This is a genomic window from Neorhizobium sp. JUb45 (assembly GCF_004343585.1).
GTDB lineage: Bacteria > Pseudomonadota > Alphaproteobacteria > Rhizobiales > Rhizobiaceae > Neorhizobium.
In genome coordinates this window covers 88,873-108,754 of record NZ_SLYW01000007.1, presented here as the reverse complement: position 1 = coordinate 108,754, position 19,882 = coordinate 88,873, and the positions used below count along the sequence as shown (strand labels likewise).

The following is a 19,882-nucleotide window of genomic DNA, read 5'->3' as shown; positions in this document are numbered from 1 at the left end:
ATCAATCATGTTATGAGCGGGTAGAAATATGGTTTTGCGCAATGTTGCTTATGCGAGCGTCATCATGTTGGCTGGCACCGGCGCACTGGATGCACAATCGGTCACACAGATCACCTCTCCCAATCCCAGACCAAATTTTCCGGCCAGACCTCAGGCAGATCCGTTACGCGTCCATCAGCAATATCGCGAAGCACATGTGTCGGTGATCCTGCAGCAATTGCGGCAAGCCGCTGCCGACAGAAAGACGCTGACCCGAGCCGATATCGACCGAAAGATCGCGCAAATGAGAGGAGCCCGCAAGGCGGGGCTGCTCAACGGTTTCTTTGCGATGGATCTCAATGGCGACAATGTCCTCGACAAGGAGGAGCTCGCCGCCCCCCAGATGGACGAAACCAATTCTGTTTTCAGGAACATCGTATCGACGGCGGATACGGATGGTGACGGCACGGTTAGTCTCATCGAGGCCAGCAACCATACTGCAACCCAGGTTGACGCACGCGGCACGACACAGAGCATAGCCGCCATATACGAACAGCTTCTGGCGCTGGATCCTAACAAGGACGGCAAGCTCACGGCAGCGGAGCTGGAGACCCTTGCCCTGGAATCCTTTGCTAAGGTCGACACGGATGGCGACGGTGTCATCAGCAAGGAGGAAAGTGCCGCTGCGACCCCCGCCGCTGTGATGGCCGCGCGCCCGAATCCGGCCGCATCCATGGGGGCTCGCTGCGCATTTCCCAAGATCGAGGGCGATCAGAGGCTTTACGTGGTCACCGCCTATGAAGGCGGCACGCTCTCTAACACCACAGTTGCCGGTCAGGACGAGGGAACGGAAACATCAACTATCGAGATCGCGGAAGGTACCGATCCCGTCTATCTTGCGGTCTCATCCTACACCCCGATGATCTGGCGTATTACCGGACACACTGAACGTATCGCCCGCTTTTTCGGCGCGGCGCGCAAGGGTGTCGGCGTGGTCGGCCTTCCGAAGGAGAAGGTCACACTGGTTGGTGATCGCGAATGCCTTACGCGCCTCGAAAACGCGTCTCCGGAAATGGAGCAACGGCAGCTTTCCCAGCTTTTCAATCGGCTGCCGGAAGGCATTTCCTCGATCTACACATCCGGCAATCTCAGCCTGCCGAGCGATTTCATGCAACGAAACAGCAAAAGCGCCGCCGCTGTCATGGCGAGACGATCAGTCAATTTCACACTGGACGGGCTGCCACAGAAAACCATCGACAAGGAGATCGAACCGACTGTGAAATCCCTCCGGCACTTCAGTCCCGGCGGTGTCGCCGATATCGATCCCGCTGAGGTCGTGTCATCGGGGAAAGCGGAGCGATATCAGGTCCTGCCGCAGGAAGCCGGTCTTGTTCAATTGCTGCAGAACGGGTCGCTTAAGGCAGCAGATCCACGCCCGCCCGGCCATCCCGGCTACGTTGCCCTCAAGGAATTCCCCCGTTTTCCGGCAGGACTAGCCGGCGCCCATTCGGTTTCGTTCGAGTTTCCGTCGAACATGAAACTGCCTGAGGGTAGTCCCGGCCATTCCTCGGTGATCGTTCAGCCGGCAAGCGAAAGCGCCAAGCCATAGGGGGGTGAATTTGCGGGAGGGCGATTGCCGCCACTCACTCCATCGCCATTGTCACCGCCTTCTGCGCCTCCAGTTCCGCCAGCCTTTCCTGCAAGGCTTCGCGGATCGCAAAATAGCTGCTGGTGCCAAGCGCCAGCCTTTTGGGCGCCTTCTCCTGCCCCGCCACCGCGATCATTGCGTCGGCCATCTTCTCCGGGTCACCCGTGATCTCGAAACTGCCATCGGCGACGCCGCGGCGCACGGCACCCGCCGGCGTATCCTCGTACTCCGCCATCGGTTCGGCACTCACCAGACCCCGGGCAAAATCGGTTTTGGTCGGCCCCGGCTCGACCAGCGTGATGCCGATGCCGAAAGGCGCCACTTCCTGCGCAACGGACTCGACAAAACCCTCGATGCCCCATTTGGTGGCGTGATAAAGCGAAAAATTCGGATAGGCGATCTGCCCGCCTTCCGACGACACCTGCAGGATGCGTCCGCCGCCCTGACCGCGAAAGTGCGGCAGCACCGCCCGGATCAGTTCGATCGAGCCGATCAGGTTGGTATCGATCTGGTGGCGGATCTGTTCACTCGTGACCTCCTCGCCGGCGCCGAACAGGCCGTAGGCCGCATTGCTCACGACCACATCGATACGGCCCAGTTCCGCAAAGGCGCGATCAACCGTCGCCTTCACCGCTGCGATATCGGTCAGGTCCATCGAGCCAATCCACAGCCGGTCACCATGCTCTCGCTTGAGATCGTCCAGCACGCCCGGCTTGCGCAGGGTGGCGGCGACGCGATCACCCCGTGCCAGCAGTTTTTCGGTGAGGATGCGGCCAAAACCGGAGGACGTGCCTGTGATGAACCATGTGCGCTGTTCAGTCATGATCTACTCCATCGTTTTGCGGCATCATTGCCGCCTTGAAGGCATAGATAGACCAGCATGATTGATGCTATAATCCGTGCAAACCTGCATGAACCGGTGAAATATACCCATGAATGAGCGCCCATCCCTGTCCGACCTCGACGCCTTTCTGGCTATCGTTGCGCATCGCAGCTTTCGCAAGGCCGCCGACGAACGCGGTCTGTCGCCCTCCACGCTCAGCCACATGATGCGCAGCCTTGAAACCACGTTCGGCGTGCGTCTGCTCAACCGCACCACTCGCAGCGTCGCCCCCACCGAGGCCGGCGAGCGGCTGGCCCTGCAACTGCGCCCCGCCCTGTCGGGCCTCGACCGGGCGTTGGAAACCATCGAGGATTTTCGCGGCCGGCCGAGCGGCGTGTTGCGCATCAATGGCGGCGAACCGGCCATCCGGCTTCTGGTGCGCAGTGTCGTGCCGGAATTTCTCGTCCGCTATCCCGAAATCGCCCTCGACCTCGTCAGCGACGGTCGGCTGACGGATATCGTTGCCGAAGGTTTCGATGCCGGCATCAGGCTCGGATATGCGGTGCCGCAGGATATGATCGGCGTGCCGTTTGGTGGCCGCGCCCGTTTCATCACTGTCGCCTCCCGAGACTACCTCGAAAAACGCGGCACGCCCCAAACCCCGGACGACCTGAAAACCCATGCCTGCATCCGCCTGCGCATGCCGAGCGGCAAACTCTATCGCTGGGAATTCGAACGCCACGGCCAGGAAGTGGTGGTGGATGTGCCGGGCGCCTTGACGCTCGATCATCTGGAGACGATGGCGGAGGCGGCACAAAACGGTCTCGGCATCGCCTATCTGCCGCAGATCGTCGCAAGACCGTATCTGGAGCACGGCGCACTTCTGCCCGTGCTGGAAGACTGGTGCCCATGGATCGACGGACTGATGCTCTATTACGCCGGCCACCGCCACGTGCCGCCGCCGCTGAGGGCATTCATCGACATGCTGAAAGAGATCGATCGCATAACAGCGGCAGATCGATAGTTTTCTGCAGCCAAGCGTTTGCTTACAATCAGTCAATCTAATGCAAGTATAGAGAAAACGTCACAGTCAATTCTTGCCAGAAACTGTCAATGGAAGGATCAAAAGCATGGCGGTTCTCGTCACCGGCGGTGCGGGTTATATCGGCAGCCACATGGTCTGGTCGCTTCTCGACAGCGGCGAGGATGTGGTCGTGCTCGACCGCCTGTCCACCGGCTTTCGCTGGGCATTGGCGCGGGAAGCAAAACTCTACGAAGGCGATATCGCCGACCCCGCGCTGCTGACAAGAATCTTCGAGACACATGCGGTCGATGCCATCATCCATTTCGCCGGCTCCGTCGTGGTGCCGGATTCGGTGCGCGATCCGCTATCCTATTACGAAAACAACACCATCAAATCACAGGCGCTGATATCGGCCGCCATCGAGGCCGGCGTCCCACATTTCGTGTTCTCTTCCACGGCTGCCGTCTACGGCACGCCGCAGGATTCGGCACCGGTGGTGGAAGATGCGCCGCTGAAGCCGGAATCGCCCTATGGTTCATCCAAGCTGATGACCGAGATCATGCTGCGCGACGCCGCCGCAGCCCACGCCTTCACCTATACGGCACTGCGCTATTTCAACGTCGCCGGCGCCGATCCGCGCGGCCGCACCGGCCAGTCGACGGCCGGCGCCACCCATCTGATCAAGGTCGCATGCGAAACGGCGCTGGGCCGCCGCGAAAAGCTACAGGTTTTTGGCAACGATTATCCGACGCCGGACGGCACCTGCGTGCGTGACTATATCCATGTGAGCGATCTCACCGATGCCCATTTGAAAGCGCTGCAGCGCCTGCGCACCGGCGGCACCTCGCTTGTCGCAAACTGCGGTTACGGCCGCGGTTTTTCGGTTCTGGACGTGATCGATTGCGTGCGCCGTATGTCTGGCCGCGACTTTGCCGTCGAGCAGGTCGGCAGGCGTCCGGGCGATGCCGCCTTCGTGGTCGCCGATGCATCGGTGGCAAACCGCGAACTTGGCTGGAAACCGGCGCACGACGATCTCGATTTCATCATCCGCACCGCGCTCGCTTGGGAAGATCATCTGGGCAAACGCAACGAGCGGTGAACTACCGCACCTTCAAGCCCAGCTCTGCCAAAATCTGCCCTGCCTGATCTTTCGAAATCGTCGCGCCTCGAAACTTTTTCGCATCGATCAACCGCAGGCCGCCGAGATCGGCGCCACGCAAATCCGCACCGTCAAAACGGGCATCGACAAGGCCGGCATCCCTCAAACTGCAGCCGGAAAACACCGATTTGCGGAAATCGCAGCCGGTGAGATCGGCCATGCCGAAATCCAGCTTCTCCAGCCGCGTATTGTTGAAAGAGATGCCGCGCAATCGCGCCGCAGACAGGAGCGTTTCCCTGAACGAAATGCCCAGCGAACGCACGCGCGAAAAATCGGCGCCGGTCAGCTTGCAGCCCTCGAAAGCCGTATCGTTGGCTTTCGCTTCGACAAAGGAGGCATTGTTGAAATCGCAGCCGGAAAATGTCGCATCCGTGAGGTCTGCCCCGGAAAAATCCGCATGCGCGCCACGGCAACCGGAAAATCTTGCGCCCTCCAGGCCGGCGCTGCGCAGATCCGCATTGGCCATTTTGCAGTCTGCGAATGTCCAGCCGGGCATGTCGAGACTGGCGAGATCGGCGCCATCGAGATTGCAGTTTTTGAGCGAGACGGTGAAGCCGCCCGCCACCCATGATCGCATGTCACCGGCGGAAACATCTCGGTCGGAGATTTCGAGGGCGGATTGTTTTACGGCCATGCTTCTCTCTGTAAATTACCGATGAACGAGGCGCTGCGGCTGGTATCTTCTCCCCGCCGGGGAGAAGTGCCGGAGCGACAGCGAGGCGATGAGGGGGCAGCACGGAAGCACGTTCGGCCTTGGCATTCCCCCCCTCATCCGGCCCTTCGGGCCACCTTCTCCCCGCAGGGGAGAAGAGAACCAGAGCAAGATTCACCCTTATCCGATTCCATCTGCGCCCTCCAGCCTTGCACCCTCGCCCTCCCCACCCCACCATGCTAGACCGCCATCACAAGCATCTCGGAGACGGACATGGCCGACGACACCCGGACGGAAGACAGCACGCCGTCGACAGCCGACGACGTCACCTTCGACCGCGCATTTGTGCCCGCCCATGGCACCGCCGTGCCGATCGCAACCGGTGTAGAGCGCATCACCTGCGGCAATGCCTCGCCCTTCACCTTTACCGGTACCAACAGCTATATCGTAGGCAGTGGCTCGACCGTGGCGCTGATCGACCCCGGCCCGGAGGACGATGCCCATTTCGAGGCGCTGATGCAGGCGCTTGGCCCGCGAAAACTCTCGCATATTTTCGTCAGCCACACCCACCGCGACCATTCTCCGCTGGCGCGCCGCGTGAAAGAGGCAACCGGCGCGCTGACGGTGGCGGAAGGCCCGCACCGGGCGGCACGGCCGCTGCATGCCGGCGAGGTCAATCCGTTCGCCGAAAGCGCCGACACTGATTTCATCCCCGACATCGTGGCTGCCGATGGCGCCACGATCGATGGCGACGGCTGGTCGCTGACATCGGTCCACACACCCGGCCACACCGCCAACCATTCAGCCTTCGCGTTGGAAGGCACCGGCATCCTGTTTTCCGCCGATCACGTCATGGCCTGGGCCACGACAATCGTCGCGCCGCCGGATGGTTCGATGGGCGATTTCATGGCCTCGGTCGAAAAGCTGCTGACCCGCGACGACCGCATCTATTTTCCGGGCCATGGCGGCCCTGTCACCGAACCGAGGTCCTTTTTACGCGGGCTGCGCACCCACAGGCGCATGCGCGAACGGGCAATTCTGGAGCGCATCCGCGGCGGCGACCGGCTGATACCGGAGATGGTCAAGGTGATCTATGCCAGCACCGATGTGCGGCTGCATGGCGCGGCAGCCCTGTCGGTTCTGGCACATCTGGAGGATCTGGTGGAAAAGGGTTTTGTGGCAACCGATGGCCCGCCGTCATTGGTCGGGGAATACCGGCCGGGGTGAACCTCAATCCACCGCCAGCCCCAGCAATTCCGAATCCAGTGACCGCAAAAATCCTTGCGCGATATCGGCGCTGAGGCCAAGATCATGGCCGCCATAGCGCGCGGCGACGCGCAGGTCGACCATGGTGGTTTCCGCTTCCTCGCGCAGCCGGATCACCACATCGAAACGCAGGCCGAGAATCAGCGTACGAGTCTGCCCCTGCAGGATGACGTCGCCCGGCCGGCCAATGTCTTCCACCAGAGATTTGCCGGGCCGCAACTGTTCCGGCCGCGGCAGAGGGATCGGAATATTGTCTGGCACGGCGCCGCTTTCAGCACGCGTCTTCGGCGCCGGCCTTTCGGTAATGTCGGGCTCCACCAGTTCCATGCCGTGCTTGCGATCAACAGAAATACGCGTCGATTTGGCAACCTTGGCCACCGCCTCGTAAATTCGGTCGACGGCACCTTCATAGCGGCGGCCGGTGAGTTCGGGATAGGCGGTCAACTGCACCTGTCGGTCGGAGGGGGTAACCATGCTTGGGCGCTGCAACCATTGCTGGTCGGCGCTCGGCTGGCGGATCCACACCGGCGGATCCTCGACATCGGTGGCAACCTCATAAAGCGGTGGCGTTGTGAAATAGAGGATCGCAGCGAAACCGACGAGAACGATCGGCGGCGCGGCATAAACCAAGCCCCAAGCGGAAGCCAGACCACCTTGCGCGCCCACCCGCCACAACCGCGCCAGACCGATCACCGCAAACAGCACAGCGACCAGGGCAATGGCTGCGGAAAACAGCACGATGGCGATAAAGTCCGGCCCTGTCAGCGGCCCGAACCGGTGCGCCGCCACAGCGATCAGAAACAGCACGAGCGCAGACAGGCCGATGCGCCGGGATGCAAAGGCCGACTGGGAAACGGGACGAACGAAACGGACGGTCATGCGGGCTTTCCGGTTGAAGGCTTGGCGACTTATAAGCCAGACCGGCCCTCAAGGAAATCGCAAGCGCGCAACAGAAGCGAACGGTGAGGTAAGCCGTGATCTCAGCCGGAAAAACTGCGATGCGGCTGGCTGGCACCCGTCGGCCAGCCCTGCAGCGAACGCATGTGTTTTGCCTCGCGCAACATGGGAATCGATACGACAAGCATCACGAGAATGGCGATATACACGATACCGGGACGGGTTTTGAATGCATTCACCAAGCGCCAACTCCTGCTGTGACGATACCATCGATGACCGGTGAAGCTGACATGCACCTGAACGATGATCATTCACCGGATCGATTCATGACATTCAGGTGACTGTCAGGATCAGATGCGATTTCGCCGGCAATCGAAACTGCCGGGAGCTTTCCCTTGTCCGTAAATAGCCTATCGTCATCTGTTCCCCGTTCGTCAGGACGCATTGCCCGCCCGAAGATCGACAGCATCACCCTTGCAATCCTGACGGCGCTCTATCTGATTGCCTTCACCAACCGCACGTTCTTTTCGCGGGCTTTCGAGTATTTCGACAATCATCTGGCACTCCTCGCCTTTTCGTTCGGATTGACCTGCCTGTTTGCTGCACTCGCGATCGCTTTCTCGGTCAAGTATCTGATCAAGCCCGTGCTGATCCTGATGATCCTCAGCGCCGCCTCTGCGGCATGGTTCATGGATCAGTTTGGCGCGATCATCGATGTCAACATGATCCGCAATGCGGCCATAACCACTTCCTCGGAAGCCGGCCATCTGATCACGCCGGCATTTCTCCTGCATATGGCTGTGTTTGGCATCCTGCCGTCGCTTCTTGTCTGCTGGGTAAAGGTGCAGCACCGCAACTTCCTCGCCAAGCTGCGCTGGAATCTCACCGCCATCGTGCCGCTTGTCCTGATCGGCATTGCGTGCGGCATCAGCAGCGCGCGCAGCATCGCTTCGGTAACGCGCATCCACAAGGATCTGATTCTGACATTCAACCCGCTGCTGCCGATCGGCAACGCCGTCGGTTTTGTTTTGGCGTCCGAGGCCGACAGAAACATCGTCGCCGCCCCTCTTGGCACCGATGCCAAGGTGGCAGGGCCGACGCCATCCGGCAAACCGCGGGTTCTCGTCATCGTGACCGGAGAGACGGCGCGTGCCGAAAACTTTTCGCTCGGCGGGTATGGCCGCGAAACCAATCCGGAACTGAAGAAACGCGACATCACCTACTTTTCTCAGGTCTCCAGCTGCGGCACGGCGACGGCCGTCTCCGTGCCCTGCATGTTCTCCAACCTGAAGCGCAGCGGCTATTCGCATCGTGCCGGCCTCGCCAGCGAAAACCTGCTCGATGTGCTTGGCCATGCCGGCATCACCACCGAATGGTGGGAAAACAATACCGGCAGCCAGAACGTCGCCAACCGGACTGTGATGCGCTCTTTCTCCAACGCCAACGATCCGCGTTTCTGCAAGAGCAATGAATGCCTTGACGATGCCATGATCGACCAGCTCGACACATGGCTCTCGAACATCAAGGGCGACAGCGTGCTCGTTTTGCACCAGCTCGGCAGCCATGGCCCGGCTTATTACCAGCGTTACACGCCGGAATTCGCCCGCTTCACGCCAGAATGCTCGACCGCGGAAATCGGCAACTGCGATCGCCAGTCGGTGGTCAATACCTATGACAACACCATCCTCTATACCGACCACATCCTCGCCTCGGTGATCGACAAGCTGAAGGCACGCGAAAACAGCATCGATCCGGCGATGATCTACATGTCGGACCATGGCGAATCGCTTGGTGAAAATGGCCTCTACCTGCACGGCGCGCCCTACATCATCGCCCCCTCGCAGCAGACACATGTGCCCTTTGTCCTGTGGCAGGGCGCAGAAATGAAGGCCTCCGTCGATGCCGGATGCCTGACCAAACGCGCCGGCGAGGAAGCCTCGCATGACAACCTGTTCCACACGGCGCTCGGCATGATGGCGGTCAAAACCTCGGTCTACACGCCACAACTCGATGTGCTCTCCGCCTGCCGCACACCGGCCAGTGGAGCGAATTCATGACCCTTCCCGATTGCAGCTCCTTCGGGAAGGTCAGAAAACCGGTCACCGAAAGAAGCAACGGTCCCGTCCCCAGCCGACCCGCTTCTTCTACTCCTCCGATCGGCACCCGCCCGCCGATCGGGAAGGTGACCGGCAGCCGGCACCTTGCGGCAGCACTCGGCTATTCGCTGGGTGGTGCCGCAAGGCTGCTCGGAGAAACCGCTTTTCGCCATGAACTCGTGGCCGCCACCGGCATTTTTGGCGGTTTCGCCTTCGTCGGCGCCAGCCTCTCCGATTACGTCTCGATGGCCGTGCTTTTCCTCGCCCTCATAGCCGCGGAAGCCCTCAACACCGCAATCGAGGAAATCATCGACCGCATCTCGCCGGAATGGTCGAAAACCGGCAAGAATGCCAAGGATCTCGCATCGTTTGCGGTGTTCTGCCTCCTGGTCGCCAACGGACTGATGGCGGCTTACGTCATTTTTTCCCGACTTTTATGACCATGAACCCTGCCAACGCTCCATCCCCACTCGAAATTTTGCCGTCTTCTCTGCTAGATACGGGTTACAGGATATCGTCGTACCCGAGTGGACGCCGTAATGCGGGCTGGGATGGAGCAGGCAGCTTGAGAGTTCTTCTAATCGAAGACGATGCGACGCTCGGTGAAGCGGTGCGTGACCATGTGGCATCAGGCGACCATGCTGTCGACTGGATGAAAACGATCGACACCGGCGGCGCCGCGCTCGCCACCACCGCCTACGCCCTGATCCTGCTCGACCTGCGCCTGCCCGACGGCAGCGGCATCGATCTCCTCAAAAAGTTTCGCGGTCAGGGCGGCACCACACCGGTGATCATCCTCACCGCCCATGACCAGATTTCCGATCGTATCGAAGGTCTGAACAGCGGCGCCGACGATTATCTCGTCAAACCCTTCAACCTCGGCGAACTGACCGCCCGCATGCTGGCCGTCAGCCGGCGCTACAGCGGACGTCCGGTGTCGCTGGTGAAGGTCGGTGATCTCGAGATCGACGCCGCCGACCGGCGGGTGACGCTGGCCAGCGAACCGGTGACGCTCTCCGGCCGCGAATGGGCGGTGCTGGATGCACTGGCCGCCCGCCCGAATGCGGTCGTCTCGAAGGCCCAGATCGAGGAAGCGCTTTACGCCTTCGGCTCGGAAATCGAGAGCAACACGGTGGAAGTCTATGTCAGCCGGTTGCGCAAGAAACTCGGGCGCGACCATATCGCCACGCTGCGCGGCGTCGGTTACCGGCTGGGACGTGAACAATGAACCCGTTTGCGCGTGCCACCGGCCCGTCGATGACACGCCGGCTGATCTTTTCCATCACCGCCATGATGGCACTGCTATGGCTGCTTGCCGTCGGTCTCGGCCTCGTGGTGATGGAGGAGGAATATGCCGAAATGTTCGACGGCACATTGCAGGATACCGCCGAAAGGCTGGTGCCGCTTGTTGTCGACGATCTAGAACATCGCGGCATGCTCGGCGGGCCCGACGACAATCGCCCCAGCACCGCCCCGCAACAGCTGCAGACCGGCAATTCCAGCGGTGACCGCGAATACCTGATCTATCAGGTGCGCGACGCATCCGGTCGCGTGCTGATCCGCTCCCATGACGCGCCGGAACAGGCGTTTGAAACCCCGCTGAGAGCCGGTTTCTGGAAGGATGCCAGTTACCAGTTCTACACCGCCACCGATGACGAGGCGCAGGTGTTCATCCAGGTGGCCGACGCGTTCGAAAACCGTGAGGAAGCCCTGCACGAAGGCGCAATCGCGCTGTTTTTGCCGCTCGCCTTGCTGATCCCGGTCAGCGGCATCGCCATCTGGCTGGTGGTGCGCCGCGCCGTGCAGCCGGTGGGCGATCTGCGCCGTGACATCGAAAGCAAGGACGGCGGCAACATGGAGCCGATCGATCCTTCCAACCTGCCGCGTGAATTGCAGCCGATCGCCACGTCGGTCAACTTCCTGATGACACGCCTGCGCACGGCGTTGGATGCGGAACGTGAATTCACCTCCAACAGCGCCCACGAGCTACGCACGCCGATCGCCGGTGCGCTTGCCCAGACGCAGATGCTGATCTCTGAACTTCGCGATCCGACCAATCGCCACCGCGCCAGCCAGATCGAAGCCTCGCTCACCCGTCTCAGCCATCTTGCGGAAAAACTGTTGCAGCTGTCGCGCGCCGAAGCCGGCATCGGCATCAGTGAAAAGCCCGTCGACCTGAGCCTGGTTCTCGACATGGTACTGACCGATTTCTGGCGCGGCATGAACGCACCGCAACGCCTCATCCTGCATCACGCTAAGGGAGCAGAACTCACCGGCCCGTTCAGCGAGGACGCCTTTGCCATCGTGCTGCGCAACCTGATCGAAAACGCGCTGGTGCACGGCCGGCCGGGCACGCCGGTCGAAGTGTTTCTCGACAATGGCGGCCCGGTGCGCATCGTCAACGCTTCGGCGGTTATGGGTGAAGGCGAGCTTGCCACCATCCGCAAACGCTTTTCGCGCGGCAGGACGGAAGCCGCCGGTTCGGGACTTGGCCTCTCCATCGTCGAACGACTTCTGGGGCAAATGGGCGGCAAGCTGGTGTTGTTGTCGCCGGCGGAAGGGCGTGCGGACGGGTTCGAGGCGCGGGTGGAATTGCCGAAAGCAGGTTGAGGAAATACGTCGCATTCCCATAGTGCATTACGCTTGACCGCCTCTCATATGAGATACATATTTGCCGGAACTGATGCCACGCTAGGAGCATAAGCCGATGGCTACGAAAATGCTGCATGTCCGCGTCGATGACGATATCCGCGAAGACGCTTCCGAAGTGCTGGATGCTCTGGGCATGACCATGTCGGATGCCGTGCGGATCTTCTTGCATCGTGTTGCCGCGACCCAAAGCTTTCCGCTGGAACTGAAAGCCCCGAACGAAGAAACGCGTGCCGCCCTTAAGGAAGCACGGGAAATCCGGAAGGCACGCAGCGCACGCTTTAACGCTGCGGACGAGCTTTTCGCCGATCTAAAAGACAAGTAGATCTGGCTGCGTCTTATGGCAAAGGATGCGAAAATGGATAGCGGTGCCCGGCGTGTGTCGCGCCCACGCGCCTGCGATTATACACAGGCCTTCCGAAAAGATTGGGATCGATACAACAAGGCCGGCAAGGCAGACATGAACCGCGCCATTGAACTGATGGTGCTGATCATTCTGAAAAAGCCGCTCGGTCCCGAATGGCGAGACCATGCCCTTTCCGGCAAGGAATGGCACGGCGCCCGCGAAGCCCATATCGGCGGCGATTTTCTGCTCGTCTACACCTGCGATGACGATTATGTCGAATTCGTCCGGCTAGGTTCGCATTCGGAACTTTTTGGACGCTGACTGCCCCTCACCGCGCCAGCCATTTCCCGACCACACCACGATCTGCTTCCACGAGGTCGTGCCCAGCCTCGACCGTCATCATCGTCACCTCCACCGAACGTGCCGCCAGGATTTCCATCAGCTTCAAGGCATCCGCTGCATGCGCATCCCTGTCGCCGGCAACGATCAACACTTCGGCTGTGGCGCTGGAAACATCGACCGGTGGAATGTCGCTCAGCACCGACACTGGCCGCATCAGAACGGCTCGGCGGATGACACCGGGGTGCAACACCATCACTGCGGCCAGAAAATTGGCACCGTTGGACTGGCCGACAAAGGTCGTTTTCTCCAGATCCACGCCATAGGCCTGTTTCAACTGGCCGACCATCTCGACAAAGGCTTCCGCTTCTGAGGCGATATCCTTCTGGTCGAAAGAACCATCCTCGAAGCGACGGAAGAAACGCGGTACGCCCTCTTCCGTGGCACGTCCACGCAGCGCCAGCAGCATCGTATCGGGTGCAACTGTGCGGGCAAACGGCAGAAGGCTGGTTTCGTTGCCGCCGCTGCCATGCAGCAGGACCAGCGTCTGGTCGTCGGGCGCTTCCGGCATAAAGATGCGGTGCACGAAGGGCAGTTCGCGGTAGCGGATGCGTGGTTCGCCCGGCAGGCTGAACTGCGGCAGCATGGCGCGGCTATCGGCTTCCCGACCCTGCCAGTGCGGCGGGATGAACAAGGTTGTGCCGAGTTCCTCCTCCGTTTCATCCAGCATGAAACCCGGCTCGCCCGTGGCATATTCGATCAGCGAACCACCCGGCTCGCGGACATAGAGCGAATAGAAGTATTTTCTGTCATGTGCATTTGTTTCCGAGCCATCTGCGGCGGCTATCTCGTCGGCAACGCTGTGCACTGTGTCGATATCCGGGGCGTTGAGCGCTATATGGTCCATCGTGCCGGTTCCGGGTGCCGCCGTCCAGAAACCGGTGGCGTCGCGCACATCGACGACACCGCCGGTCGCAGAGGTCAGCCGCGTCTGGCTGCCTTCGACCGGGCCGCTTTCCAGCCCGAAATTTTCCGTCAGGAAGGCGATGGTCTGCGCCGGTTTTTCGGTGAGGATGGTGCCGCTGCGCAGCGCAACAATGGCAAATTCTGCCGGGATGCCGTCACTTGCCCACGGTTTGCCGCCAAAGACGGAAAGATCCTCGACGCCGATCAGTTTGATGATGATGCCGTCCGGGTCCTTCAGGCGCAGCACCGGCTCACCGAATTCCGGCGCCGGCCCTTGCGTTGCGATGCCAAATTGCAGCGCGCGCGTCAGCCAGAAGCCGATCGCATCACATGAAACGGCAAGACCGATCTCGTTCGGCGCACCGTGACCGACGCGACCCGGCGATCCGTCTTCCCAGGCCAGGAACGTCACGAGCGAACCGGGAGACGCAACGGCATCGCCATAGAACAGATGCAGCTGGGTGGCATCCTCGAAACCGGCAGTGCGTTTGACCAGCCGCAGGCCGAGAAAACCGACGTAAAAATCGATATTCGCCTGAATGCTGCGGGTGATTGCCGTGATGTGATGCAATCCGCTCTTTGCTTTCGTACTGGTATTGCCCCGGGTCATTGTCCGCCGCCTCCTGTGTCTCTATTTGACGGTTGTTATAACCAATCGGAGCGAAGACACATGATCAAACTTGTTGGAATCTCGGGCAGTCTCAGAAACAGATCGTTCAACACTTCGCTCTTGAATGCGGCTGCGGAAAATCTGCCTGAGGGCGTGACACTCATCAAGGGCACGATTTCTGGCATCCCGCTTTACGACGGCGATCTCGAAGCGTCCGAGGGTATTCCCGAAGCGGTGACCGTGCTGAAACGCCAGATGGCGGAGGCCGACGGCGTCATCCTGTTCACGCCGGAATACAACAATTCCATTCCTGGTGTGTTCAAGAACGCCATCGACTGGATTTCGCGCCCGCATCCGGAGATTTCCGACGTTTTCAAGGGTCGCCCCTTTGCCATCGCCGGCGCTTCGCCCGGCAATTACGGCACGCTGCTTTCGCAGAATGCCTGGCTGAGCGTGCTGCATACGCTGGGGGCCGAAGCGTGGTCGGGCAAGCGGCTGATGGTGGGTAATGCCGGCAAGGTGTTTGATGCCGATGGCAGGATTACGGATGAAGCAATTGCCAAACGGCTTGGTGATTTCGTGGCGGGATTTGCGGAGTTTGTGAGGGCGAAGGGGTAGGTTGCTGCGCCGATATGGCGTTTGCCATCAAGGCTGAATGATTTAGTCTTCCAAGCACTGCGTCGCCCGGCGACATCATCATGGAGTGCCACTCATGCGTCCCCACCATCTCGTGCTTCTGGCCGCCCTTGCCGGCCTGCTTGCCTCCTGCCAGACGATGACACCGGAAGAGCGGCGTGCGGCCGATGAGAGCCGCTGCGTCGGTTACGGTTTCAAGCCCGGCACCGAAGGCATGGCGCGCTGCCTGCTCGACCTCGATCTCGACCGCCGCGCCGACCTGCGTCAGTGGCAGGATGAAATCAACAACCGCCCGCGCTTCTATGGTCCGGTGATCGTGCAGCAGCCGGTCGTGGTGCGGCCGCGCTAAACACCACGAAAATCAATCCTTGGCTGTATTGCTCTCGATGACAACGATGTTCAGTGCTGTTATGGTCGCACCATGAAGACGCAACCTGAAGCCATCTCCTTTGATGACGCTGTTTCCCCGGCTCAAGACGAACCGGCTCCAGACGTTGTTGCGTGGCAGACGGAGCAGCTGAAGCAGCGCCACAAGGACGCCGACGAAGGTCGGTTTGCATCCCCGGATGCGGTGAAAGCCGTTATTCGAAAATTCGTCCCCAATGGATGAGATTGTCTGGCTGGATAAAGCCTTGCGGGACATGGACAGCATCGGTTCCCATATCGCACGGGAGAATCCTGCGGCAGCCGAAACAATCATACTCAGGATTGTCGGCGCAGTATCCGTCATGTCATGGCATTCAAAACTGGGCCGCGTTCTGCCGGATGGCATAACACGCAAGCTGACGATTTCCGGCACGCCATATGTTGCGTTTTATCGCATCAACTCACGCATCGAAATTCTGGCAATATTCCATACATCCCGGCGCTGGCCGCAGCATTTAAGCTGAATTCCGCATCCGGATCGTCGCCTGCGCCGCCGCCAGCCGTGCGATCGGCACACGAAACGGCGAGCACGAGACATAATCCAGCCCTGCATCCTCGCAAAAACTGATCGAGGCCGGGTCGCCGCCGTGTTCGCCGCAGATCCCGAGTTTCAGGTCGTTACGCGTGCGCCGGCCGCGCTCCGCCGCCAGCTGGATCAGTTCGCCAACCCCTTCGAAATCGAGCGACACGAACGGATCGTGCTCGATGATGCCCTTGCGCTGGTAGGTCGGGATGAAGGTCGCCGCATCGTCTCGCGAAATGCCAAACGTGGTCTGGGTGAGGTCGTTGGTGCCGAAGGAGAAAAACTCCGCCGTTTCGGCAATCACATGCGCGCGGAGCGCTGCACGCGGCAGTTCGATCATCGTGCCGGCCAGATAGGTGGTTGCATTGCCCGTTTCCTTGGCGACGGCAGCGGCAACACAATCGATCACGCCCTTCACGTAATCCAGTTCGGCGCGAAGCCCCACCAGCGGCACCATGATTTCCAGCGCCACCGGCGCACCTGTCTCGGCAGCTGCGGCCACCGCGGCTTCGAAGATGGCGCGCGCCTGCATTTCGGCGATCTCGGGATAGGAAATCGCCAGACGACAGCCGCGATGGCCCATCATCGGGTTGAACTCGTGGATGGCATCGATACGGCGGGCAAGGAAGCCCGGCTCCATACCCATCGCCTCGGCCACATCGGCAATCTCGGCGTCTGTCTTCGGCAAAAACTCGTGCAGTGGCGGATCGAGCAGACGGATTGTCACCGGCAGGCCGGACATGATCGAAAACAGCTCGAAAAAGTCGGAGCGCTGCATCGGCAGCAGCTTGTCGAGCGCCGCGCGGCGGCCGCCCTCGTCTTCGGCGAGTATCATCTCGCGCATGACATGGATGCGCTCGCCTTCGAAAAACATGTGTTCGGTACGGCAGAGGCCGATGCCTTCGGCCCCGAAGGCGCGGGCGGCGCGGGCATCCTGCGGCGTATCGGCATTGGTGCGCACGCTCATGCGCCGACACTGGTCAGCCCATTCCATCAGGCGGCCAAAGTCGCCGGAAAGCTCCGGCTGGATCATTTGCACGGTGCCGGCCAGCACCTGGCCGGACGATCCATCCAGCGTAATGATATCGCCACGCTTCAGCAGCACACCGCCGACACCCATCAGCGTCTCGTTGCGGAGATCGACACGGATCGAACCTGCCCCGACGACGCAGGGAATGCCCATGCCGCGGGCAACGACGGCCGCATGGCTGGTCATGCCGCCACGGGTGGTCAGAATGCCTTCGGCGGCATGCATGCCGTGAATGTCTTCCGGGCTGGTTTCGGTGCGCACCAGAATGACCTTGCGGCCTTCGGCTTCGGCGGCGATCGCCTCTTCCGAGGTAAACACAATCGCGCCACTGGCGGCCCCAGGCGAGGCCGGCAGGCCGGCACCGATCACGCGTCGCTGCACTTTGGGATCGATGGTCGGGTGCAGAAGCTGGTCGAGCGATGGCGGCTCGATGCGACAGATGGCATCTTCGTGGGTGATCAGCCCTTCATCGACCATATCGACGGCGATCTTCATGGCGGCGCGGGTGGTGCGTTTGCCGTTGCGGGTCTGCAGCATGAACAGCTTGCCGCGTTCCACCGTGAATTCGATATCCTGCATGTCGCGGAAATGCGCTTCCAGACTGTTGCAGACGGTTTTGAACTCGGCAAAGGCTTCCGGCATCAGCTTTTCCATCGACGGCTTTTCGCCGCCGGTGGCGATGCGCCCCTCTTCGGTGATGGATTGCGGCGTGCGAATGCCGGCGACGACATCCTCCCCCTGCGCATTGACGAGAAACTCGCCATAGAGCGCCTTTTCGCCGGTGGACGGATTGCGGGTGAAGGCAACGCCGGTGGCAGACGTCGAGCCGAGATTGCCGAACACCATGGCCTGTACGCTGACCGCCGTGCCCCATTCGGCAGGAATATTATGCAGTGTGCGAAAGGTGACTGCGCGCGGGTTCATCCAGCTGGCAAACACCGCGCCGATCGCCTTCCAAAGCTGTTCGTGCGGATCCTGCGGAAAGGTCTCGCCGAACTCCTCCTCGATCACCTGCTTGTAGAGCGACACGACATGCTGCCATTCGACGGCGCTCATTTCGGTATCGTATTCATGACCGCACTGGGCCTTTTCGTCTTCGAGAATTTCCTCGAAGATCTCGTGATCGACGCCGAGCACCACATCGGCATACATCTGGATGAAACGACGATAGGTATCCCAGGCGAACCGCGCATCGCCGGCATCATGGCCGAGAGCCTGTACGGTTTCGTCGTTGAGGCCGAGATTGAGGACGGTATCCATCATGCCGGGCATCGAGGCGCGCGCGCCGGAGCGGACGGAAAGCAGCAGCGGATGCGTGGCGCCGCCAAATGTGCGGCCGGTTTCCGCTTCCATGGCGGTGATGCCTTCGAGCACCTGCGTGCGCAGTTCCTCGGGCAGAGAACGACCGTTGGCGTAATACCATGTGCAGACGTCGGTGACGATGGTCAGCCCCGGCGGTACCGGCAGGCCAAGGCTTGCCATCTCGGCAAGGTTCGCCCCCTTGCCGCCCAGAAGTGCACTATCGGCGGCTCTCCCTTCCGCCTTGCCCCCGCCGAAGCGGTATACCCATTTCGCCATGCCTGCTCTCCACCCGACGCGGCCCATTCTTGTCTTTTGCCAAAGACTTACAGCATTTCCGGCAACAAGGAAACGCAAGGCACGCTATCGATTGCTGCGCCGCAATAGAAAAAATGTCCGGAAGCGGCGTCGATACGAGGATGTGATATGCTTCTTACAGGGGAAAGCATTAGGCAAAAGCAGCAAAATCAATTCGGAAGCTTTCCATGCCTGTGACGAGACGACACATCCTAGCGCTGGCGGGCGTCACGTCCGCTGCAGCTGCCCTTCCCGGTGCGCTTGCAGCCGAAGGCATTGCCGCCGGCACGACGCCTGCAGCATCCGCCCTGCCCTTTGCCCTGACGACCCCGATCCATTGCGGCGAAGTGGCGATCCGGGTGCGTGATCTCGACAATATGTTCGCCTATTACCGCGAAGTGCTGGGGCTTTCCGAACTGTCGCGCAGCAAGGACGGCGCCACGCTCGGTGCTGGAAAAACGCCGCTTCTGCATCTTATTGCCGTTGCCGATGCGAAGATCGAGCCCTTAAACAGCGCCGGCCTGTTCCACGTCGCCTATCTGATGCCGAACCGCGCGGAACTCGCCCGCTGGCTGGTGCATATCGCCATGACCGGCGTACCGGTCAGCGGTTTTGCCGATCACAATGTCAGCGAAGCGGTCTACATGATGGACCCGGAAGGCAACGGCATCGAGGTCTATTCCGACCGGCCGCGCGAAAGCTGGCAATGGAGTGACGGTGTGGTGACGATGGGCACCGAACCGCTCGATGTCGACGGCATTCTGGCGCTGGCAGACACCAAGAAGGACACGTTTACCGGCGCACCCGATCTCATGCGTATCGGCCACATGCATCTCAAGGTCGGAGATCTGACAAAGGGCGACGCGTTCTACGTGGCATCGGCCGGGCTGGTGCATACCCGCAAGGGCCGGCAGGATGCCGCCTTCCTATCATCTGGCGGTTATCACCACCACGTCGCGATGAATGTGTGGAACAGCAAGGGTGCGGGCATGCGTGAAAGCGGTCAGACCGGGCTTGCGTGGTTTTCGCTTGAGGTGGCTGATGAGAAAATGCTCGCTGCACAGCGCGAACGTTTCGAAGCCGCGGGTTTTGCCCCGAAAGCGATTGCCGATGGCAAGGGTTTCGAGGTCATCGACCCCTGGGGCACCGGCCTGCGGCTGCTGACGGTGTAAGCGACACCGAAAGAATCGCCGCCCTGGCCGCGCATATTTCTCATA

At 60.8% G+C, this 19,882-nt stretch carries 20 protein-coding genes; 13 read left to right on the top strand and 7 right to left on the bottom strand.

What is annotated here, in order from left to right; all coding sequences use genetic code 11:
* Nucleotides 1-28 precede the first annotated feature (28 nt).
* Nucleotides 29-1,588 carry a hypothetical protein gene (locus EDF70_RS22830; protein WP_132278259.1) on the top strand — a complete coding sequence of 520 codons (1,560 nt, stop codon included), beginning with the start codon at nucleotides 29-31 and terminating at the stop codon, nucleotides 1,586-1,588.
* Nucleotides 1,589-1,622: 34 nt separating this feature from the next.
* Here the strand turns inward: EDF70_RS22830 and EDF70_RS22825 are convergent, their stop codons facing one another.
* Nucleotides 1,623-2,450 carry an SDR family oxidoreductase gene (locus EDF70_RS22825; RefSeq protein ID WP_132278257.1) on the bottom strand — a complete coding sequence of 276 codons (828 nt, stop codon included), beginning with the start codon at nucleotides 2,448-2,450 and terminating at the stop codon, nucleotides 1,623-1,625.
* Between the two features lie 109 nt (nucleotides 2,451-2,559).
* Between EDF70_RS22825 and EDF70_RS22820 the strand changes: the two genes are divergently transcribed.
* Nucleotides 2,560-3,474 carry a LysR family transcriptional regulator gene (locus EDF70_RS22820; protein WP_132278255.1) on the top strand — a complete coding sequence of 305 codons (915 nt, stop codon included), beginning with the start codon at nucleotides 2,560-2,562 and terminating at the stop codon, nucleotides 3,472-3,474.
* A 106-nt stretch (nucleotides 3,475-3,580) separates the two neighbouring features.
* Entirely contained in the window at nucleotides 3,581-4,573 is a 993-nt protein-coding gene (gene galE, locus EDF70_RS22815) for a UDP-glucose 4-epimerase GalE (protein WP_132278253.1), read from the top strand.
* Between the two features lies 1 nt (nucleotide 4,574).
* On the opposite strand, the gene EDF70_RS22810 is transcribed toward galE, so the two are convergent.
* Nucleotides 4,575-5,267: a pentapeptide repeat-containing protein gene (locus EDF70_RS22810; RefSeq protein ID WP_132278251.1), complete on the bottom strand. Its 693-nt coding sequence runs from the start codon at nucleotides 5,265-5,267 to the stop codon at nucleotides 4,575-4,577.
* A gap of 291 nt (nucleotides 5,268-5,558) precedes the next feature.
* Between EDF70_RS22810 and EDF70_RS22800 the strand changes: the two genes are divergently transcribed.
* The gene (locus EDF70_RS22800) at nucleotides 5,559-6,512 is read left to right on the top strand and encodes an MBL fold metallo-hydrolase (RefSeq protein WP_132278247.1); all 954 of its coding nucleotides are present in this window, start codon (nucleotides 5,559-5,561) and stop codon (nucleotides 6,510-6,512) included.
* Nucleotides 6,513-6,515: 3 nt separating this feature from the next.
* Here EDF70_RS22800 and EDF70_RS22795 read toward each other — a convergent pair whose 3' ends face one another.
* Together EDF70_RS22795 and EDF70_RS22790 are read right to left on the bottom strand one after the other, a co-directional pair.
* On the bottom strand, nucleotides 6,516-7,430 hold the full coding sequence (locus tag EDF70_RS22795) for a DUF1499 domain-containing protein (protein ID WP_132278245.1): 915 nt from the start codon (nucleotides 7,428-7,430) through the stop codon (nucleotides 6,516-6,518).
* A gap of 101 nt (nucleotides 7,431-7,531) precedes the next feature.
* Nucleotides 7,532-7,759 (bottom strand): hypothetical protein, encoded by a 228-nt coding sequence (locus tag EDF70_RS22790; RefSeq protein WP_132278243.1) that lies wholly within the window; start codon nucleotides 7,757-7,759, stop codon nucleotides 7,532-7,534.
* Nucleotides 7,760-7,843: 84 nt separating this feature from the next.
* Between EDF70_RS22790 and EDF70_RS22785 the strand changes: the two genes are divergently transcribed.
* The 6 genes from EDF70_RS22785 (at nucleotide 7,844) to EDF70_RS22760 (ending at nucleotide 12,860) form a co-directional block, all read left to right on the top strand.
* The gene (locus EDF70_RS22785; protein WP_132278241.1) at nucleotides 7,844-9,505 is read left to right on the top strand and encodes a phosphoethanolamine--lipid A transferase; all 1,662 of its coding nucleotides are present in this window, start codon (nucleotides 7,844-7,846) and stop codon (nucleotides 9,503-9,505) included.
* Complete coding sequence (locus tag EDF70_RS22780; protein ID WP_132278239.1) at nucleotides 9,502-9,984, top strand: diacylglycerol kinase; 483 nt, start codon at nucleotides 9,502-9,504, stop codon at nucleotides 9,982-9,984. Before EDF70_RS22785 ends, EDF70_RS22780 begins: the two co-directional genes overlap by 4 nt.
* A 125-nt stretch (nucleotides 9,985-10,109) precedes the next feature.
* On the top strand, nucleotides 10,110-10,772 hold the full coding sequence (locus tag EDF70_RS22775; protein ID WP_132278237.1) for a response regulator transcription factor: 663 nt from the start codon (nucleotides 10,110-10,112) through the stop codon (nucleotides 10,770-10,772).
* Nucleotides 10,769-12,154, top strand: a complete 1,386-nt coding sequence (locus EDF70_RS22770) for a histidine kinase dimerization/phospho-acceptor domain-containing protein (RefSeq protein ID WP_245519301.1) — start codon at nucleotides 10,769-10,771, stop codon at nucleotides 12,152-12,154. The genes EDF70_RS22775 and EDF70_RS22770 overlap by 4 nt, the downstream gene beginning before the upstream one ends.
* 97 nt (nucleotides 12,155-12,251) lie before the next feature.
* Entirely contained in the window at nucleotides 12,252-12,518 is a 267-nt protein-coding gene (locus EDF70_RS22765; protein ID WP_207908300.1) for a type II toxin-antitoxin system RelB/DinJ family antitoxin, read from the top strand.
* Between the two features lie 33 nt (nucleotides 12,519-12,551).
* Nucleotides 12,552-12,860, top strand: coding sequence for a type II toxin-antitoxin system YafQ family toxin (locus EDF70_RS22760; RefSeq protein ID WP_207908299.1), 309 nt, complete (start codon nucleotides 12,552-12,554; stop codon nucleotides 12,858-12,860).
* A 7-nt stretch (nucleotides 12,861-12,867) separates the two neighbouring features.
* On the opposite strand, the gene EDF70_RS22755 is transcribed toward EDF70_RS22760, so the two are convergent.
* Nucleotides 12,868-14,454 (bottom strand): VOC family protein, encoded by a 1,587-nt coding sequence (locus tag EDF70_RS22755; protein WP_132278233.1) that lies wholly within the window; start codon nucleotides 14,452-14,454, stop codon nucleotides 12,868-12,870.
* Between the two features lie 60 nt (nucleotides 14,455-14,514).
* Here EDF70_RS22755 and EDF70_RS22750 point away from each other — a divergent pair, with 60 nt between their 5' ends.
* Both EDF70_RS22750 and EDF70_RS22745 read left to right on the top strand, forming a co-directional pair.
* Complete coding sequence (locus EDF70_RS22750; RefSeq protein ID WP_132278231.1) at nucleotides 14,515-15,072, top strand: NADPH-dependent FMN reductase; 558 nt, start codon at nucleotides 14,515-14,517, stop codon at nucleotides 15,070-15,072.
* Nucleotides 15,073-15,166: 94 nt separating this feature from the next.
* Complete coding sequence (locus tag EDF70_RS22745) at nucleotides 15,167-15,439, top strand: hypothetical protein (protein ID WP_132278229.1); 273 nt, start codon at nucleotides 15,167-15,169, stop codon at nucleotides 15,437-15,439.
* A gap of 12 nt (nucleotides 15,440-15,451) precedes the next feature.
* On the opposite strand, the gene EDF70_RS30395 is transcribed toward EDF70_RS22745, so the two are convergent.
* Nucleotides 15,452-15,820, bottom strand: a complete 369-nt coding sequence (locus EDF70_RS30395; RefSeq protein ID WP_245519300.1) for a hypothetical protein — start codon at nucleotides 15,818-15,820, stop codon at nucleotides 15,452-15,454.
* 151 nt (nucleotides 15,821-15,971) lie between these two features.
* On the bottom strand, nucleotides 15,972-18,647 hold the full coding sequence (gene ppdK / locus EDF70_RS22735) for a pyruvate, phosphate dikinase (RefSeq protein ID WP_132278225.1): 2,676 nt from the start codon (nucleotides 18,645-18,647) through the stop codon (nucleotides 15,972-15,974).
* A 206-nt stretch (nucleotides 18,648-18,853) separates the two neighbouring features.
* Here ppdK and EDF70_RS22730 point away from each other — a divergent pair, with 206 nt between their 5' ends.
* Entirely contained in the window at nucleotides 18,854-19,837 is a 984-nt protein-coding gene (locus EDF70_RS22730) for a VOC family protein (protein WP_132278223.1), read from the top strand.
* The last annotated feature ends 45 nt before the right edge of the window (nucleotides 19,838-19,882 follow it).

Bases quoted from the DNA above. Each gene is read 5' to 3' on its own strand.
- EDF70_RS22830 (WP_132278259.1), top strand. From the start codon at position 29: ATGGTTTTGCGCAATGTTGCTTATGCGAGCGTCATCATGTTGGCTGGC.
- EDF70_RS22825 (WP_132278257.1), bottom strand. From the start codon at position 2,450: ATGACTGAACAGCGCACATGGTTCATCACAGGCACGTCCTCCGGTTTT.
- EDF70_RS22820 (WP_132278255.1), top strand. From the start codon at position 2,560: ATGAATGAGCGCCCATCCCTGTCCGACCTCGACGCCTTTCTGGCTATC.
- galE (WP_132278253.1), top strand. From the start codon at position 3,581: ATGGCGGTTCTCGTCACCGGCGGTGCGGGTTATATCGGCAGCCACATG.
- EDF70_RS22810 (WP_132278251.1), bottom strand. From the start codon at position 5,267: ATGGCCGTAAAACAATCCGCCCTCGAAATCTCCGACCGAGATGTTTCC.
- EDF70_RS22800 (WP_132278247.1), top strand. From the start codon at position 5,559: ATGGCCGACGACACCCGGACGGAAGACAGCACGCCGTCGACAGCCGAC.
- EDF70_RS22795 (WP_132278245.1), bottom strand. From the start codon at position 7,430: ATGACCGTCCGTTTCGTTCGTCCCGTTTCCCAGTCGGCCTTTGCATCC.
- EDF70_RS22790 (WP_132278243.1), bottom strand. From the start codon at position 7,759: ATGATCATCGTTCAGGTGCATGTCAGCTTCACCGGTCATCGATGGTAT.
- EDF70_RS22780 (WP_132278239.1), top strand. From the start codon at position 9,502: ATGACCCTTCCCGATTGCAGCTCCTTCGGGAAGGTCAGAAAACCGGTC.
- EDF70_RS22770 (WP_245519301.1), top strand. From the start codon at position 10,769: ATGAACCCGTTTGCGCGTGCCACCGGCCCGTCGATGACACGCCGGCTG.
- EDF70_RS22765 (WP_207908300.1), top strand. From the start codon at position 12,252: ATGGCTACGAAAATGCTGCATGTCCGCGTCGATGACGATATCCGCGAA.
- EDF70_RS22760 (WP_207908299.1), top strand. From the start codon at position 12,552: ATGGATAGCGGTGCCCGGCGTGTGTCGCGCCCACGCGCCTGCGATTAT.
- EDF70_RS22755 (WP_132278233.1), bottom strand. From the start codon at position 14,454: ATGACCCGGGGCAATACCAGTACGAAAGCAAAGAGCGGATTGCATCAC.
- EDF70_RS22750 (WP_132278231.1), top strand. From the start codon at position 14,515: ATGATCAAACTTGTTGGAATCTCGGGCAGTCTCAGAAACAGATCGTTC.
- EDF70_RS22745 (WP_132278229.1), top strand. From the start codon at position 15,167: ATGCGTCCCCACCATCTCGTGCTTCTGGCCGCCCTTGCCGGCCTGCTT.
- EDF70_RS30395 (WP_245519300.1), bottom strand. From the start codon at position 15,820: ATGACGGATACTGCGCCGACAATCCTGAGTATGATTGTTTCGGCTGCC.
- ppdK (WP_132278225.1), bottom strand. From the start codon at position 18,647: ATGGCGAAATGGGTATACCGCTTCGGCGGGGGCAAGGCGGAAGGGAGA.
- EDF70_RS22730 (WP_132278223.1), top strand. From the start codon at position 18,854: ATGCCTGTGACGAGACGACACATCCTAGCGCTGGCGGGCGTCACGTCC.